This is a genomic window from Sanguibacter sp. Z1732, assembly GCF_051020515.1.
In the GTDB taxonomy this organism is placed as follows: Bacteria; Actinomycetota; Actinomycetes; order Actinomycetales; family Beutenbergiaceae; genus CALKWS01.
Genome location: NZ_CP194857.1, coordinates 3,521,192 through 3,537,302, shown reverse-complemented (window position 1 = coordinate 3,537,302; position 16,111 = coordinate 3,521,192). Strand labels below are relative to the sequence as shown.

At 69.6% G+C, this 16,111-nt stretch carries 16 protein-coding genes, 1 tRNA gene and 1 pseudogene; 3 read left to right on the top strand and 15 right to left on the bottom strand.

From position 1 onward, the window contains the following. Nucleotides 1-85: 85 nt before the first annotated feature. From ACRRRO_RS18450 to ACRRRO_RS18435, 4 genes are all read right to left on the bottom strand, one after another. Entirely contained in the window at nt 86-394 is a 309-nt protein-coding gene (locus tag ACRRRO_RS18450; protein WP_424796271.1) for a hypothetical protein, read from the bottom strand. Next, complete coding sequence (locus tag ACRRRO_RS18445; RefSeq protein ID WP_424796270.1) at nt 394-1,494, bottom strand: Na/Pi cotransporter family protein; 1,101 nt, start codon at nt 1,492-1,494, stop codon at nt 394-396. The genes ACRRRO_RS18450 and ACRRRO_RS18445 overlap by 1 nt, the downstream gene beginning before the upstream one ends. Before the next feature lie 245 nt (nt 1,495-1,739). After that, nucleotides 1,740-2,573 (bottom strand): lysostaphin resistance A-like protein, encoded by an 834-nt coding sequence (locus ACRRRO_RS18440; protein ID WP_424796269.1) that lies wholly within the window; start codon nt 2,571-2,573, stop codon nt 1,740-1,742. A gap of 53 nt (nt 2,574-2,626) precedes the next feature. After that, nucleotides 2,627-3,538, bottom strand: a complete 912-nt coding sequence (locus ACRRRO_RS18435; protein ID WP_424796268.1) for an oxygenase MpaB family protein — start codon at nt 3,536-3,538, stop codon at nt 2,627-2,629. Between the two features lie 118 nt (nt 3,539-3,656). Between ACRRRO_RS18435 and ACRRRO_RS18430 the strand changes: the two genes are divergently transcribed. After that, nucleotides 3,657-4,265 carry a C40 family peptidase gene (locus ACRRRO_RS18430; RefSeq protein WP_424796267.1) on the top strand — a complete coding sequence of 203 codons (609 nt, stop codon included), beginning with the start codon at nt 3,657-3,659 and terminating at the stop codon, nt 4,263-4,265. Between the two features lie 217 nt (nt 4,266-4,482). Beyond that, nucleotides 4,483-4,556: transfer RNA gene (locus ACRRRO_RS18425), tRNA-Pro, on the top strand. 56 nt (nt 4,557-4,612) lie between these two features. Here ACRRRO_RS18425 and ACRRRO_RS18420 read toward each other — a convergent pair. The 11 genes and pseudogenes from ACRRRO_RS18420 to ACRRRO_RS18370 all read right to left on the bottom strand — a co-directional run bounded on the left by ACRRRO_RS18420 (nt 4,613) and on the right by ACRRRO_RS18370 (nt 15,628). After that, on the bottom strand, nt 4,613-5,938 hold the full coding sequence (locus ACRRRO_RS18420) for a tyrosine-type recombinase/integrase (protein ID WP_434080689.1): 1,326 nt from the start codon (nt 5,936-5,938) through the stop codon (nt 4,613-4,615). 29 nt (nt 5,939-5,967) lie between these two features. Continuing rightward, the gene (locus ACRRRO_RS18415; protein WP_329863790.1) at nt 5,968-6,183 is read right to left on the bottom strand and encodes a helix-turn-helix domain-containing protein; all 216 of its coding nucleotides are present in this window, start codon (nt 6,181-6,183) and stop codon (nt 5,968-5,970) included. Next, complete coding sequence (locus ACRRRO_RS18410) at nt 6,164-6,784, bottom strand: hypothetical protein (RefSeq protein ID WP_424796265.1); 621 nt, start codon at nt 6,782-6,784, stop codon at nt 6,164-6,166. Before ACRRRO_RS18410 ends, ACRRRO_RS18415 begins: the two co-directional genes overlap by 20 nt. A 14-nt stretch (nt 6,785-6,798) precedes the next feature. After that, nucleotides 6,799-7,272 carry a single-stranded DNA-binding protein gene (locus ACRRRO_RS18405; RefSeq protein ID WP_329863786.1) on the bottom strand — a complete coding sequence of 158 codons (474 nt, stop codon included), beginning with the start codon at nt 7,270-7,272 and terminating at the stop codon, nt 6,799-6,801. Nucleotides 7,273-7,323: 51 nt separating this feature from the next. Further along, on the bottom strand, nt 7,324-9,120 hold the full coding sequence (locus ACRRRO_RS18400; protein ID WP_424796264.1) for a type IV secretory system conjugative DNA transfer family protein: 1,797 nt from the start codon (nt 9,118-9,120) through the stop codon (nt 7,324-7,326). Further along, a complete protein-coding gene (locus ACRRRO_RS18395; protein WP_329863782.1) occupies nt 9,117-9,659 on the bottom strand; it encodes a hypothetical protein in 543 nt (180 codons plus the stop codon). The genes ACRRRO_RS18400 and ACRRRO_RS18395 overlap by 4 nt, the downstream gene beginning before the upstream one ends. After that, nucleotides 9,659-11,206, bottom strand: a complete 1,548-nt coding sequence (locus tag ACRRRO_RS18390) for an ATP-binding protein (protein ID WP_424796263.1) — start codon at nt 11,204-11,206, stop codon at nt 9,659-9,661. The genes ACRRRO_RS18395 and ACRRRO_RS18390 overlap by 1 nt, the downstream gene beginning before the upstream one ends. After that, nucleotides 11,203-12,372, bottom strand: a complete 1,170-nt coding sequence (locus ACRRRO_RS18385) for a hypothetical protein (RefSeq protein WP_424796262.1) — start codon at nt 12,370-12,372, stop codon at nt 11,203-11,205. Before ACRRRO_RS18385 ends, ACRRRO_RS18390 begins: the two co-directional genes overlap by 4 nt. A gap of 42 nt (nt 12,373-12,414) precedes the next feature. Next, nucleotides 12,415-13,872 carry an SCO6880 family protein gene (locus ACRRRO_RS18380; protein WP_424796261.1) on the bottom strand — a complete coding sequence of 486 codons (1,458 nt, stop codon included), beginning with the start codon at nt 13,870-13,872 and terminating at the stop codon, nt 12,415-12,417. 4 nt (nt 13,873-13,876) lie between these two features. Continuing rightward, nucleotides 13,877-15,319, bottom strand: a complete 1,443-nt coding sequence (locus ACRRRO_RS18375; protein ID WP_424796260.1) for a conjugal transfer protein TrbL — start codon at nt 15,317-15,319, stop codon at nt 13,877-13,879. A gap of 40 nt (nt 15,320-15,359) precedes the next feature. Then, nucleotides 15,360-15,628, bottom strand: a pseudogene (locus tag ACRRRO_RS18370) (DUF6112 family protein). An 85-nt stretch (nt 15,629-15,713) separates the two neighbouring features. Between ACRRRO_RS18370 and ACRRRO_RS18365 the strand changes: the two are divergent. Continuing rightward, the gene (locus tag ACRRRO_RS18365; RefSeq protein ID WP_329863773.1) at nt 15,714-16,109 is read left to right on the top strand and encodes an NUDIX domain-containing protein; all 396 of its coding nucleotides are present in this window, start codon (nt 15,714-15,716) and stop codon (nt 16,107-16,109) included. Nucleotides 16,110-16,111: the final 2 nt, after the last annotated feature.

Below are 16,111 nucleotides of genomic sequence, written 5' to 3'. Positions count from 1 at the left end.
GCCGGCCCGTCCGCCTAGACAACCGGTCCCGGATGAGAGCTCGATGAGATGTGGATGAGGGCACCTCATCCACCACCCGGGGTGGTCAGGCCCGGGGCTGGTGCTGCCCGGGCTCCTGGGTTCCGGACTCGGGCTCGACGAGTTCGGCCATAGCGGCCGCGAAGAATGAGCGCACCTGGCCCCAGTGCACCTGGGCATTGGCCAGGTGCTCGGTGAGCCGATCGATCTCGGCGTGCTGGGCCGCGGTGAGTTCCTTCTCGGCGCGCACCTGCTGCCGTTGCGCCAACTCCTGGCGCAGCCGCTCCACGGTGCGCTCAGCCTCCGCAAGCAGTTCGTTCAGGCTCGCCTCATCACCGTTGCTGTGCCGGGGCTGCGGCAGCGGAGAAGGTGCCATCACCACACGGTAGCGGCGATCAGCGTGATCGGGACAATCACGAACATACCCAGCACCCAGGCGGCCACGTACACCTTGGACTTGACCGCCAGGCTCGCCAGCCATTGCGCGCCGAGCACCGGCAGTGGGCGCAGCAGTGGCAGGCCGAAGATCACCAGGGCGCAGAAGACGTTGTAGAGCAAGTGAACGTAAGCCGCCTGTAGCGCCGGCCCCGCCTCGGCCCCGGTGAAGGCGAACGCCGCGATCAGTGCGGTGAGGGTGGTACCGATGTTCGCCCCGATGGTGAAGGGGTAGATCTGCTTCAGGGAGAACGTTCCGGACCCGGCCAGCGGCACCGCGAGTGAGGTGGTGGTGGTGGAGGACTGGACCATCACGGTCATCAGGGTGCCCGAGGCTATCCCGCTCAACGGGCCGCGCCCGATCGCCGCATGCAGAATGCGCTGGGCCCGGCCCACCATCAGCACCTTGAGGAGTCTCCCGATCAGGTTGATCACGGCCAGGATGCCGAGTACACCCAGCACGATCAGGATGAGCCCGCCGGCCACGGCCGGCAGCGGGGAGACCAGGCCGGTCAGGAACGCCGAGCCGGGAGAGGTGATCGCTCGTACCACCTCGCCCACCGCGGTGAACACGGTGGCGACGACTCCGCCGTCGGATCCGGAGGTCTGCGCCGTCAGCCACGCCGAGGAACGTTGCAGTACCCCGAAGACCAGTTCCAGGGGCAGGAAGATGGCCACCGACAACAGGTTGTACATGTCGTGCACGGTGGCGGCCCCGAAGGCCCGGCGAAAGGTCTCCTTGTCCCGGGACATGCCCAGGCTCACCAGGGTGGAGGTCATCGTGGTGCCGATGTTCGCGCCGATCATGATCGGGATGGCGATCCCGATCGGGAGCCCGCCGGCCACCATGCCCACCGTGATCGAGGTGGTGGTGGAGGATGACTGGGTCAGCGCGGTGGCCAGCAGTCCGATCATCAGCCCGATGAACGGGTTGGAGGCGAACTGGAACAGTTGTCCTGCGCCGTCGCCGGCAGCCAGTTTGAACCCGGACCCGATCAGGGCCACCGCGGTGATCAGGACGTAGATCCCGATCGACACCATGACCCATTCCGCGGCCCGCAGCTTCTTCCCGTGGAAGGGGAGGAAATGCAAGGGACTGCGCAGGGGAGCAGCGGGTGCCTGCACTGCGCTTGCCGGGGGGAGACCGACCTGGGTGGTACTCACGCGGCCCTGGCCTGGGTGACTAGTACTCGCACACCAACACTTCAGCACTCGCAGGCGAGATTCAGACGACATCCAGGTAAACGCCAGATGAACGCGCTATGAGGTACCTCACATCGGCGCCCTCATTCCGGTTCGGGGCGGGACCAGTTCGCCTCGGTGCGGTGCAGCAGTGAGACCACCGTGGTGCCCAGCACGAAGGCGCTGATAATCGCGGCGATCATCAGGCCCGGTTCGTTGTCGGTGCCCACCCGCTGGCTCAGCACGGTCTGGGCTACCACCTGGAAGGCCAGATGGAAACCGACCGGCGTCCACACGCTGCCGGTCTGGGTCCGCAGCAGACCCAGCACCACGGCCATTGCCAGGAACATGATGCCGCGCTCGGCCAGTACCCCCCACCCTTCCGAGGCCACCCACAGGGCGGTCCCGAACACCGTGAACAACACCGCTTGGGCGATGGCCGCCAGCCACGGGGCCATCACGGTGGTGAGGTTGCGCTGCAGGTAACCGCGGAAGATCAACTCCTCCGGGAGCGCTTCGAAGAAGAACACCAGGACCACCAACAACACGGCCCAGGCCAGGATGTGCGCCACCGGCACGTGGGCCTGCAGGCTGAGCCACCCGGCGCCCAGGGCGATGCCAAGTCCCAGGGCACTGGGCACCAGAAAGGCGACCACGCCGATCAGGAACGGACGCCAGGCCCTCGCGGACACGCCCAGTCCTATCCCGGACCATGCACGCCGGTCCAGATAGCGACGGGCGAGGATGACCATCGGGATCGCCAAACCTGAGATCAGGGCGGCGTTGGCCAGGCGCACCGGGATGCTCAACTGCCCGCCATAGAGGTTGGCGGTGAGCCAGGACATCAGGGCCCAGATACCCACGCCGGTGGCGAGAACCAGTCCGATCCGTACGACGAGTGGGGCGCGGGTGGTGCCGATGGCGGCTTCAGTAGGCATCGCAGGCAGCCTGACAAGACTGGACAGGGTGCGTCCAGTGCCATTCGTCATGATTAGGCCTGGTGTGCACGGCTCCTGGAACCGGCGGCCGGGCCGGGTGGAAGCCGCTCGGGACGTTGCATGGGTTCGGCCGTGGTGAGCCAGCGGATCGCGGAGGTCATCGCGGTGCCGTTGAGGCGGTGCAGAGTTCGGTCCAGGAGCGGCCGGTCCGGGAGCCCCAGGGGTTCGCGGGCCCACCGCGGCAAGGTGGCCACCGCCGCTCGCACCAGGGCGCGGTAGCCGGGTCGAACCGCCACCGGCACCGGCACGGTGCGGATGAACGTCGCCACATCACGGGCAGCCGGGGTGCTCTGCAGTTCCGGCCGGAACTCCCGGAGCCCGTGCTGCAACTCGGCCCGCGTGGTGGGCACCTCCGATGACCCCAGGGCTAGGGCCACCCTCGCGGACTGGGAGACGTAGGTGTCGTAATCGGACTCGTCGAGGCTGCGACGGCCGAAGCGTTCGTGCGCGGTGAGAAAGGAGTCGATCTCGGCGATGTGCACCCAGGCCAGCAGGTGCGGGTCGTCGGCCTGGTACGGCCTGCCGTCGGGCGCCGTGCCGTTGACCCGCCGATGGACCGCGCGGACGATGTCGACCGCCTCCTTGGCGTGCTCGGCCGTGCCGAAGGTGGTGGTGGCGATGAAGGTAGCGGTGCGGGCCAGGCGTCCCCACACGTTCGTGCGGTAGTCGGAGAAGTCGTCGACAGCGGCCATGGCCAGTGGGTGCAGCGACTGCAGCAGGAGGGCGCGCACGCCGCCGATGTACATCGAGGCGTCCCCGTGCACGATCTGAATGGGTGAGCCTGCGCTGTACCAGCGCGGGCCGGCGGTGCCGTGGATGCGGTACCTGGCCTGGGCGCCGTCGGGCCCGGCCACCATGCCCAGCAGGGCCCGGCTCATCCGGTTGCGTACGGAAGTGATCGGCATCCTCTCAGTCTGCCGGTAACGAGGGAGGTGTTCCAGCTCGGGTGCGGGGCTGGTCCGGTGGCGCGGGTTGCTCTAGCATTGCCACACCCCGCACCGGCCCAGCGGGAAGAGGAACGCCATGGTCACCGTCCGGACCCAGCAGCCGGTTGGTGTTGCGGGCCGCCGGGCGGGCGGTGCATATCGCGACGGGGGTCGGCGCGGTGGCCCCGTACTGGCGCGCTGCCTGGTCGCGGCCGCGGCAACGGCTCTTGCCCTGATCGCCAGCGGTGCCAGTGCGGCGGCGCTCGATGGACCCTCACCCGGGCAGGAGGAGCCTACGCCCACGAGCCTCGGGGAGGGGCCGGCGTCCACGAGCATCGCGGAGGGGCCGGCCTCCTCGCATCCCGTCATCGACGTCGCCCGCCAGTACAACGGGGTGCCGTACGTGTGGGGCGGGGGTACTCCGGCCGGCTTCGATTGCTCCGGGTTCGTGCGGTATGTCTTCGTCCAGGTGGGCATCGACCTGCCCCGCACGGCGGACTTGCAGGCCGGTGCCGGCTACCGGATCCCGGCAGCGGAGGCCGTTGCCGGTGACCTGGTGTGGTGGCCGGGGCATATCGGGATCTACACCGGCGACGGTCATCACATCGCCGCTCGGAGCCCCGGAACGCTGGTGCACGAGAGCCCGATCTACATGGCCGACCCCACATTCATCCGGGTGTATGAAGAGGAGCTGCACGGGGGGTGAGCGAGCCCAATCGCTTGGGGTGGGTGAACTGATCATACCGGTCCGCGGCCGGGTAGGTGCCGATTCGGTCCATCCTGGGGGAGTGGGGTAGCATCGTCGCGTCCCAGTCGGCCGGAAGGCGATCGGCGCGGGGCAACGGGCTGTGGCGCAGCTTGGTAGCGCACTTGACTGGGGGTCAGGTGAGTTCGAGCGGCGGGACTGTCCGAAAACTAAACAACGGGATGTGGCGCAGCTTGGTAGCGCACTTGACTGGGGGTCAAGGGGTCGCAGGTTCAAATCCTGTCATCCCGACAAAAAGCCCTGGTGAGAGGCAACTTTCACCAGGGCTTCGTCGTTTCCGGGGGTGGTCACCGGCTGGTCCACTTGCTCGATCCACTCGAGCCGCCCGCTGCTGAAGTGGACCAATCCCGTTCGACCTCGATGCCCGTGGAGTGCACCAAAAGGTGCCCATCGAGTGGACCAGAATCCGCGCAGGGCGATGCTCCGGCCCCCTTCTGAAGGGGTCGGAGCGTGGGTCCAGCAATGGTCACAGGCGGGGTCCGGCGCGGCGGGTGGTGTCCCTTCTGGTGGGGGCTGCGGAGAGGAACTGGTTGGCCTGTCTGGCGGCTTCGGCGAGGTGCCGGTGGTCGGGATGCAGGTAGCCCTTGGTGGTCTCGATCGATTGGTGTCCGAGGATCTCCTGGAGCCAGCGCGATGCCGGCGTCGGCCATCCAGGTCGCTCCGGTGTGGCGGAGCCCGTGGCGGGTGAGGTTGTTGAAGCCGAGCTCCTTCACGAGGTCGTCCCAGTGGGTGGCGTCGCGGACGGTGGCGGTGGTGAGGACGCCGCCGCGCGGCCCGCGCAGGAGCGGAGTGTCGGGCTCCTTGCCGTCGGTGAGGCGTTCGAGGATGGGTTCGAGCGCGTCGAGCATCGGGACGGGGCGGTCTCTGCGGCCTTTGGTCTGTTTGATGACGAGGCCGCCTTTGCCGGGGTAGTGCTGGCGTCTGATCCACACGATGCGGTTGTCCCAGTCCACGTCCCCGGCCTGCAGTCCTGCGACTTCGGAGCCGCGGGCGGCGAGGAGGGCGGCGAGCATGACGTGATCGGAGTAGGACTGGTGGACCTTCCCGCACGCGGTGGCGAGCTTCTGCAATGTCGGAAGGTCTGGGAGGGCGTACTGGCGGAGTGCTCCGGTGGTGTGGGTGACGTGCTTGCCGAGGTTCCGGCGGGCGCGGTGCTTGGCGGGGTTGATGGAGATGACGTCGTCGCGGACGGCTTCGTCCAGGACGCGGACGAGTGGGGCGATGGAGTTCTTGATCGTGGAGGCGGAGTGCTCGGCTTCCCAGGCGTCGATGGTGCGGTCGATCATTCCGGCAGTGATCTTCGCGACGCGGATGTGGCCGAGCGCGGGCAAGACACGGAGCCGGAGCCCGGTGTCATAGAGCTCGGCGGTGGAGGTCGGGTCCAGGCCTCGTTGCCAACGGTCCCCAATCGAGGCGGCGTAGTCGGCCAGGGTCACGGTGGTGTCGTTGCCGGTCTCGGTCGCGGCGCGCATCTGCTCGAAGAACTCCTCGACCTCCTCGGCGGTGCGCACGTGGCTGACTCGGCCGACGCGTTTATGGGTTGCCGGATCGGTCCATCGGACACGGGCACGGAACCCGTCGACGCGGCGTTCGACGTCGGTGGTGAGCTTCACGCCGACCGAGCATACGGCGATTGCGGGGATCAGCCACGTGCCGCCTCCTGTTCGCGCACCCAAATGCGCACCGTGACGGGGTTGTAGCGGTAGACGCCGCCGACCTGCACGAACGGCGGGCCGACCTTTTCCCGACGCCACCGGGACAGTGTGGCTTGGGAGACGGTCAGGAACTCCGATGCCTCCTTGGGGCACCACAGCGGCTCGACCGTGCCGATGCCGCGGTCACTGGGCAGGCTCGTCATCGTCGGACACCTCGCCGGTTTCCGGGTCGGCGCCGAGGCTGGCGTAGAAGGCGTCCTCGGCGGCCTGGCGGTGGGCGACGTCGGCCTTGACGAACTCCCGGAAGTCCGCCGTCCGGTCAGGGATTACGATGTCCTCGATCGCCTCCGTGGGGGTCTCGCCGGGCCAGGCGGTCTGCCGGGTGGCGCGGTCGCGGTCCAAGCGGGTGCCGCAGGCGGCCACCCAGTCGCGAAGGCGCTGGCGGGCGTCGGCGAAGTCCCGGTGCCAGCCGTTGGGTGCTGACCCGTTCTCCTCCGGGTCGTAGGCGCACAGCCAGTGGAGGTGCAGGGCGCTGAGCTCCCAGACCAGCTCGGGGTGGCGGTGCCAGAACGGCGGGACCACGCTGGCGGGGAGCCCGTAGGTGTGGCGCAGCCAGGTCACCCACTTGTCGAGCTCGACCCACTCGCCGGCGGCCTCCTCGGCGGTGAGGAGGTTCCAGTTGACCGGATGCGGCGGCTCTGCGAGCAGTTCGGCGTCCCCCTCCGACGCCTCCGGGTCGGTGTCGTCGTGCAGCGGAGCGGGTTCGGGCTCGTCGGGCTCAGGGATGTCATCGACCTCGGCCATCAGCGTCTCCTCAGTCACAGCCCGACCGCCGATGCGGCGGACGGAGAGGGGCGACGCGGCCCCTCGCTGCGCACGGGCTCCCTGTCTGCGGCGGGCGCCGGCGCTTCTCGCTCGGCGGCAAGAGCGCTGCGCGGGCCGCGGTCGACGTCGTAGTTGGTGCGGGCGAGGTCGTGGCCGATCTTCTTGGCGACGAACTCCTCGCCCTGCACGGTCTGTCCGTCGCGCTCGTACTCGAACGGGTGCGTGTAGCCCTCGGCGACGAAGCTGTCGCCCTTGGCGAACCGCTCGTGCGCCCGCTCGGCGGTCGCCCGATACGCCACGAGGTCGTGGAACGTGGTCTCCAGCTCCGTGAAAGAGCCGTCGGGCTCTTTGCGGTAGTGCTCCTGCCCGACACGGGCGTAGAACCTTGCCTCGCCTTTGCCGGTGTGGCTGAGCTGGGGGTCCGAGGCGATGAATCCCGTGAACGACTCCTGCGTGTGAATCGTCATGACGATGGTCCCTTCCTGGCATCGGCGGCCCCCAGGGCGGGGCCGCTCTTGTCAGTCAGGTGCGTCAGGGCTCTCCTGCGGTCGCCGCCGCAGCCGTTCCTCGATCCCGGTGCGGTCGGCGCGGAGCCGGGTGGCGTCGGGCCGGTCGGTCCATGTCCGCATCCGGGTGACGATGGGCGGCGCGGAGCGCAGCAGCACGAGCGCGGTCCCGAACGGCAGGGTGCGGATCGCGTCGGGCGGCATGACCGGCACCCGCCGGATCGAGCGTTGCGCGGAGCGGGACCCGTGATCGCCGACCGTGGTGGAGTCGATCACCTCGTCCCGTTCGCCGGTGAGCGTGGTCAGGTCGTGGAGGTCTTTCGAGTTGGAGGCCCCGCCGAGGATGATCTTGACGATGCTGGCGTCCCAGATCGCGCCGGCCGCGTTCTCCGACCACTTCTCCCGCGCTTGGGCGAGCGACTGGAGCACCGGCATCGTCGTGATCCCGGTGCCGCCTCCCTCAGCCATCAGCGTCGGCAAGGACGGCAGGGGTGCGAGATTGCCGACCTCATCGAGCGCAAGTAGCAGCGGCGGGTCGAGGCGTGCACCGGGGCTGTGGGCGGCGATGCGGCGGGCGGCTTCCACGAGGTCTTCCACGAACGCCGCGACCAATGCTGCGGAGTTGTTCGCCCCGGCCCCGGTCGCCAGCAGGTAGAGGGTTCCTTTGGCTCGGAGGAATGCTTCGGGGTCGAAGTTCTCACCGGCTCGCGGCGAGACGGCATCGAGTACGCGAGGGTCGGCGAGGGCGGCGAGAGCGAGGGAGACGCCTTGCCAGATGGAGTCGCGGGTGCGGGGGTCGGAGTCGATCATCGCCTGTAACGACTCCGACCACCCGACAGCCGCGTTCTGGTTGGCGGTTAGGATCGCCACCGCATCCGCGGCAGCGGACGGGTCGAGGGTCCAGCGGAACAGCTCGCCGGGCGGTCGGTGATCGAGCGCGGCGGCGTGCAGGAGCGATTGGAGCGCGGTGCGGGTTTTGCCTTCCCAGAACCTGCCGCCTTCGACACCGCCGGCGGACAGGCCGGTGCCGGCGGCAAGGCCGGTGGCACGGATCATCGCGGTCAGCGGGTCCTCGCACCCCCGGATCGGCGACCAGCGCAGCCCCGCCGGGACACCCTCGGCGAGGTGCTGCGGGTCGAACACCGCAACCGGGCCGATGCGTTCACGGGCACGGAGGGTCGCGGTGAGGTTGTCCGGCCGGGTGCTGGTGGTGACGACCGCGCCGGGCGCGTCGAGGATGGCGTTGATGACGATGTGGGCGCCCTTCCCAGAGCGCGGCGGCCCGATGAGGAGGATGGAGTCCTCGACCGAGGCCCAGACGCTTTTGCCGCGTGAGGCGCCGATCCGGTAACCGATGTCCTCCGCGCAGGGCTTGTCGAGCGAGGGCCGCAGGTGCCCGCCCCGCCGCAGCAGCGCGGTCTCGGAGGCGGCTTTGGCGACTTCGCTGCGGGTGGCGATCCCGGCGATCCGGTACGGGTCGGCCTTGACCTGGCGGCCGTGGTCGCGCAGCAGCCGCCACACCCACCAACCCACCGCCCCGGCTCCCAGGATGAGGACGGCGGCGGTTGTCCAGTACGCGACGACGTTCAGCCCTGGCGCATCGAGAGCGCCCGCCGGGTCGCCAGGGTTCAGCAGCACGCCCAGGCCGGCTTCGACACCGCCGGCGGGTGGGGATGTGCCGGTGATCCAGGCGGCGACCGACCCGGCGCCGCGGAGGATGCCGGCCAGGAGCGCGGCGCCGATGAGGAGGGCAATGCCGAGGTTGCTGAGCTCGTCTCCGAGCGACCCGGCCGGGCGCGGAGTGCTCATTCGGGGTGCCCGATGGTGAGGGTGCCGGAGACGCGGCCGAGCAAGATGACCTCACGGGTCGGACTCGATGCTGCTTGTTCGGCGGTGAGCAGGGCACGCATGGTCCCGTCTGGGGCTGCGTCACCGTGGACAATGACGATGGCGACGGCGACATCCTCGCCAGGCACGAACCCCTCCCCGTGCAACGTGACCAGCTCCGGCATCGCTTGTCGTGCGGGCGATTCCTGGGCAAGGGCTGGTTGGGGGCGGCGGCGTGTGCTGGGGGTGATGATGTCGGTGAACACGGTCCCGTCCGCCTCACGCACCTCGACCCGCACTGGCGACCGGCGCTGGTCGGTGAGTTGATCGAGGACGCGGGCGAAGTCCTCCCGCCGCCACGCGGGTGCGAACGGCTCCGGCTCATACGGTGCCCCGTCGACGGTGACCGTCATCCTTCCGTCAGAGGCAATGTCCATGACGACGTGCGGCAACACCACAGGCACGGCGTCGTCTCGGTGTTCGGGTTCGCCGGTGGTGCGCTTGTAGCGGGGGCGGGTCATCAGGATTCCTGCCGATCGTTCGAGAATCCCGAAGAACCGTCGAGATTCGTGAACTCGCGGGAATCTGCGGTCATGCGGGTGGTGGTGTCGAATGCGGCGAGCTCGGCAGGGTGGAGCTGGTGCTGTACGACGAAGGAGCGGTCCTTGATCCGCCAGAGTCCTTGCCCGGTGCCGAGGCCGGGTAGGAGCTTCTGTTCGGTGCCGGTCAGGCCGAGGGCGGTGGCGGTGGAGCCGAGCTGATCGGCTTCCTGCCGGTAGACGATCCGGGTCTCCGCGTTCGCCAGCAGACTCGATGCGAGAGCCCTCATCGCGGAACCTTGATCGCCGACGTTGTCGAGGTCGGAGAGCTTGTGGAAGATGAGCATGTTCGCGATGCCGAAATGGCGGGCGAGCCGCCATTGCGCGTCCATCCGCCGCAAGAGGCTGGGGTAGGCCATCAGGCGCCACGCTTCGTCGTAGATCACCCACCGTTGCCCGCCGTTCGGGTCCGACAGCGCCGATTCCATCCACGCACTGGAGCAGGTCATCAGCACGGAGATGAGCGTGGAGTTCTCCGCGACACGGGACAGATCCAACGACACCATCGGCAGCGACGGATCGAACCTCACCGTGGAGGGACCGTCGAACAGTCCCTGGAGGTCACCGGCGACGAGGCGGCGCAGCGCGTGGCCGACCAGGCGGCCGTCCTCGGCAAGACGTCGGTCCTCATCATCGGCGGGGCTGGGGGCCAGGATACGGTCGACAACCATCGGCAGGATCGGCACCTCCGCCGACCGCACCGCATCCCGCAGGGCGAGGTCGATCGCGGTGTGCTCCAACGGCGACAGCACACGATCCAGCACCGTCTCCGCCAGCGCCCCGATGAGGTCGCGGCGGCGGGAGGCAACCTGCATCGCCCACTCCGCGTCGGAGACGGCGGAGGGCCGGTGTCCCTCGTCCAGCGGGTTGAGCCGGTTCGATAGCCCGTGGCCGAGAACGATCGCTTTCCCGCCGACCGCTTCGGCGACGGCGGTGTGCTCGCCCTTGGGGTCGCCGGGGACGTAGACGCGCCGCCCGAACGGGAGCGAGCGGGTGTAGAGGGACTTCGCCAGGGAGGACTTGCCGGAGCCGACAATCCCTGCGAGAACGACGTTGGGGGCGGTGATGAGGCCTTGCTGGTAGAGCACCCACGGGTCGTAGACGAACGACCCACCGGAGTAGAGGTCCTGGCCGACGAATACGCCCGCCGAGCCGAGGCCCCCTTCGGCGAGGAATGGATATTGCCCGGCGAGGGTCGCGGAGGTGTCCTGGTGCTTCGGAAGCCGCAACCGCCCCGGTGTCCGCAACGCGGCAGGACCGGACTCGCCGGCGGCCGGCAGGTACGTCGTTGCGCGCTTTTCTGCTTGCTCGGCTTCCCATCTGGCTTTCGCCTCCGCCTTCCGTGTGTCGCGGGCGGTGGTCTCTATCCGGGTAGCGGCCTGCTGGCGAGCTTTGCGGTTCCGTCGCCGCTCACCTTCCGGGCCGACCAGCACCGCCGTGTGCAGACGGCCCTCATCCTTTCCGGTCACAGCGCCAACCCCCGCCCGTGCGAGGCGGATGCGCCCGGCCGGCGGGCGAACCAATCCGTCGCCTCCGAACGCGCCGCCCGCACCGGCGCCCGTTCGACCGTCCGCCGTGCCGGAGCCGGAGTGGGCGCGGCCGTGTCGATGTTCAGTAGCGCTGGGTCCCGTACGGCGTCGTGGATGCGAAGCAGCGAGACGTGGCCGAGGAAGGGACTGTACGTGAGGGTGTAGACATCCCCGGTGGCGGTGCGGTCCAGGGCGCCGGTCGGGGGCTGGTCGTAGACGTACCCGTTCTCGAGCGCAGCCTGGGTCGTCTCCTCCCCGAAATCCCACTGCGCCAGATGCTCGATCGCCGCGTCCGTCCCGTCTCGTTCGATGATGTCCAGCACCGGGTCTGCTTCCTCGCCTTGGAGGAACACGACACTGACCCACCGCCTGCCGCCCTGCTTCTCGGGGAGGTCCGGGTCGCGGTCGATCAGCTCGATTAGGGTGTCGGGGTGCTGACGGGCGGCATCGGTCACCCAGTCCGGGAACGCCCCGTCGTTGTCGGTGCGCTGGCCGGGATGGTCGATCGCGAACTGGCGTGCGTCGCCTGCGGCGGAGAGGAACACCGCGAGCTCGCGCAGCGCCCGCTCGGGTGAGACGGGGGCGCCCGTGCCGGTGAACAGGTCCCGTCCCTCGATCGACTGCCCGGTGGCCGGGTTCTCGATGCGGTACGCGTACCGCTGATGCTCGCCCAATGGTTCGTCCGGCCACACCGTCAACCTCAGCTCACCCGCCTGCACCGTGGTGCGCGTCGCGCCGGTCGTGTCGAGGGGTTCGGGTGCGGGGTGCCAGGCGATTCGCCCGGACTGCGACATCGCCGCATCGACCCGGTCATGGACCGTGTCCAGCAGGGTGCCGGCCTGGTGCAGCTCATCCGCCGCCGCAAGCGCCGCCGTCGCCCCGGCGGGCTGGCTGCCCGCGTCGGTGTGCGCGCGGGACCGGGCCTCGATGTGGGCGGCGGCGAGCTGGTCGAGCACCTGCCGCAGCGACCGCACCCCGGCCAGCAGTTCCCCGAGCACCGGGTACGTCTCGGCGGGGTCGTCGAAGGTGCGGGTGGCGTGGGCGAGGCCGCGGAGCGCAGCGGATGCCTCCATCGCGTCCTCCACGGGGTTGTCGAAGGTCGGCATGATCGGGACTCCTCACAAGGGAACGGTTGATGGCGGGATGGGTCAGACCGGGCGGCACAGCGGTAACGCGGTCGCGGTGAACGCCTGGGCTTGCTGGCCGACGAGGCGGCGGGTCTCGCAGGAGGCTTGGATCGCGGCCTGCTCGACTGCGGCCACCGCGGCGTCGAGCTCGTCCACGGTCGGTGCGGAGACGGAGACGAGGCCGGAGACACGGAGGACGCCGTGCCCGGCGGTCAGGTCCGCCTCCTGTTGCAGCACGTCGTCGAGCTCCGCGCTGGAGGCGGCATCCTCGATCTGTCCGATCTTGCGGCGTTGGGCGGCGTCGGAGATGAGTTCGGTCTTCTTCTTCCGCAGGTCCCTCGCGGCCTGGTCGGCGCGTACCGGGGTGTAGTGCAGGGCGAGGGTGCGGAGGATGCCGTTGGACAGCACGAGCGAGGCAAAGAACCCTGGGTAGACCTGGGAGCGGGGCCATTCAGTGATCCACAACACCGCATGGAAGGCACTGTCGGATCGCAGGCGGTCCCAGGTCTCGGTGACCGCCACCGGCCCGGCGGTGGCAAGATCGCGGCCGAGGTCGCCGTGGCGTTCCAGGGCGGGGGCTGCCGCCGGGTCGTACGCTCCGCGGAGGATGACGGCGACCTCGCCAGGGGTGAGCCACCCGGTCGAGGTGAGCTCTGCCGCGCGGAGCGCCGTGCTCAGGGTGGTCATCTCCTGCCGCAGCACGGCCGCAGCGCCGCGTATGCCGCCGCCGGAGGTTCTGATCTGCCGGGCGCTGTTCTTCATGTCCAGGGCGAGGCTGATCGTGGTCGCGTGGCGTTCCCCGGCGGGGCCGGCACGGTCGATGAGCTCCTGGTAGGTGGTCGCGGCCCAGGAGCCGTCGTCGGTGCCGTGGGTGCGCCACCACTCCGCCAACCCCGTCCCCGAATCCGGCAACGTCCGCTCAGACACCTGAATCCGCGCGATCCGCCCGGACCGGCACGCGGCGGCGAGCACGCGGCCCCACCCTGCGACGCGGCGTTGCTGCTCGCCGGGGTCCAGGAGCACGAACGCCGGGTGGGAGACGCCGAGGATGACGGTGAGGGTCTGCGCGTGGGGGTCGTGGACCATCGCCGCCCCCGTCTCCGGGTCTTCCCATTCACGCAGCGGCGCCGCGTCCCCGGGCAGGGCGAGGGTGTCGGCCGGCCGGGGCTTGATGACGCGGCGCCGGTAGATGAGCTGGCCTAGGTAGGTGCGGGCGGCCCAGCGGGTCAGGATCGGCACCCACTCGATCAGCTTCCTGCCCCCTGCCGGGATCACGGCGAGGAGGGCGGCGCCAGCCCAGACCGGGGACGTCCAGGCCAGACCCATGCCACCGCTGGTGTAGAGGGAGGCGACGACGGTGAGGATCGCGATGCCGAGGACGATCAGTTGCGGCAACGACAAGCCCAACAGGATGCCCCGTCGGGTGAGGCGGGAGAACTGCACCGGCGATAACGGGTACTCGGTGTGCGTGGAGGCCATTGGCTCATTCCTTCCTGGACGGCTTCGAGGACGGAGGCGGCGGCGGGTCCGACCCCCGCGATGGCGACGAGGGCGCAGCGGGCGGCGTCGAAGGTGCCGGACGTGACGACGGTGTGCCTTGCGCGGGCGGGACCGGCGGCGGAGTGCTCTGCTCGGCCGCAGCCCCGGCATGGTTCTCCGCGGCACCGCCGACAGCGGCACCGGCCTTCGGTCCGGCGGTCGCGGCACCCTTGACCACCGCACCGCCGACGACCACCGCCGTACCGACAGGCCCCGCGGCCGCACCAGCACCCGCGCTGGCCCCCGCCCCCGCCCCCGCTCCGGCTCCGGCGCCTGCTCCGCCGGATGACGCGGCAGCGCCCCCGGCAGTTCCGGTCGCCCCGGCACCGCCCGATGCCGCCGGGCCACCCGCAGGCGGCGGCATCGGCCCACCCCCTCCGACGCTTCCGCCCCTGGGCTTGCCGCCGGTATCACTACCGCCGTCGAGGACCTTCTTCGCACTGTCACCCTTGGGTGCGGACGGCACCGGAACCGGGCGATTCAATGCGGACTTCGCCTCCTGCTCGCTGGACATGGCGTGGTACATATCGAACCCGACGAAGGACAGGAACTTGTAGGTGATGTACGGCGCGAACGCGGCGACGAACATCAGCACCACCCCGGCAATCGGGTCGCTGATAGAGGCGAGGCCCGCTTCGATGGGGGCGGAGACTTGCCCGATCGCGACGAGGAAGATCACGACGAGGACGAGCTTGGAGAAGATGAGGGCGATCACGAACGCCGCCCACTTGGCGAACCAGCCCTTGGTCGCATCCCATGTCGCCCCGGCCAGGGCGACGGGGCCAAACACGATCGCGACCAGCAGCAGCGCCTTGCGGATGAGGAGGCTGAACCAGACGATCGCGGCCGCACTGATGGCGAGCCCGGCGAGGAAGATGGTCAGGATCGCGCCGACACCGGGAGCAGCGATGTTGATCCCGGCAAGTCCCGTGGCGAGGAGCCCGATCTGGGTCCCCATTCCTTCCATCGTGTTGCCGGTGGCCTGCACGATCCCCACGCAGAGCTGATCGGTCACTTCCAGCAGCAGCGCGGTCAGGGTGATGACGAGGAACGACCCGAGGACGGACTTGGCAAGTCCCAGGGCGGCGCGGGACAGGGCGGTGGGGTCGCGATGGATGAGGCCGGTGATGAGTTGGAGGCAGAAGAACACGAGCATCACAAAGACCGCGACGCCGAACAGAACGTTGTAGACGCCGACATACTCAGGACTGGTGACGTCGACCAGGGTGGTGGTGTCGAACACGGTCCAGACCGCCTCGAACAACCAGGCAGCCGCGCCGGCCATCGCCTGGCCCAGCCAGTCGAACGGGGCCGCGATCAACGACGCCGTGCCCTCGCCCACGGCGTCGCACACGGCGGAGATGACCGGGACATCGCACACGCTCACCGCACCCACCCCCACGGGAGGCGCGTTGCCGGGGTGGTCATCAGACGGCCTGCCCGACGCCCCAGAAGAAGTTGATGAGCGTCACCGCGGCACCACAGATGATCGCCGCACCGCAGGACACGAGACGCCGACTTTGCCGCGGCTGGCGAGGTGCGGGTTGGAGGAGTTCGCGCCGAACCCCCATACGATCGCCGAGATGATGAGGGCAAGGACCGAGAGGATCAGGCCGACGGTCATGACGGCGCCGACGATGATGCGTAGCTGCTCGATGCCGGGAAGACCAGAGCTGTTGGGGTCGATGTCGATCACGGGGATGCTCCTGACTGTTCGCGAGACGTGTTCTCGGCTGTCAGGTGCACCCCGCCACCCAGCGACAGGCGGATAGCCTGGGCTGGTGGAAATCGTTCTGGCCGCCAGCGCCGTCATCACCGACGACGCGGGACGTGTGCTGCTCGTGCTGCGTGGCACCGAGCCGGAGAAGGGCCGCTGGTCGATCCCCGGCGGCAGCGTCGAGCCCGGCGAAACCCTGGCTGAGGCGGCCGCGCGGGAGGCGTTCGAGGAGACTGGGCTGCGGGTGTCGGTGGGGCGTGAGCTGTGGTGCGTGACGATCCCGGCCGGCGAGGGGCGGGTGTTCGAGGTGCACGACTTCGCCGCCACCGTCACCGGCGGCGAGCTGGCATCGGGCGACGACGCGGACGATGCCCGCTGGGTCGCCGCCGCCGAGCTCGACCAGCTCCCGGTGACGGCGAACCTTGCCGACTATCTGCGCGGCGCCGGCATCCTCACCTGACT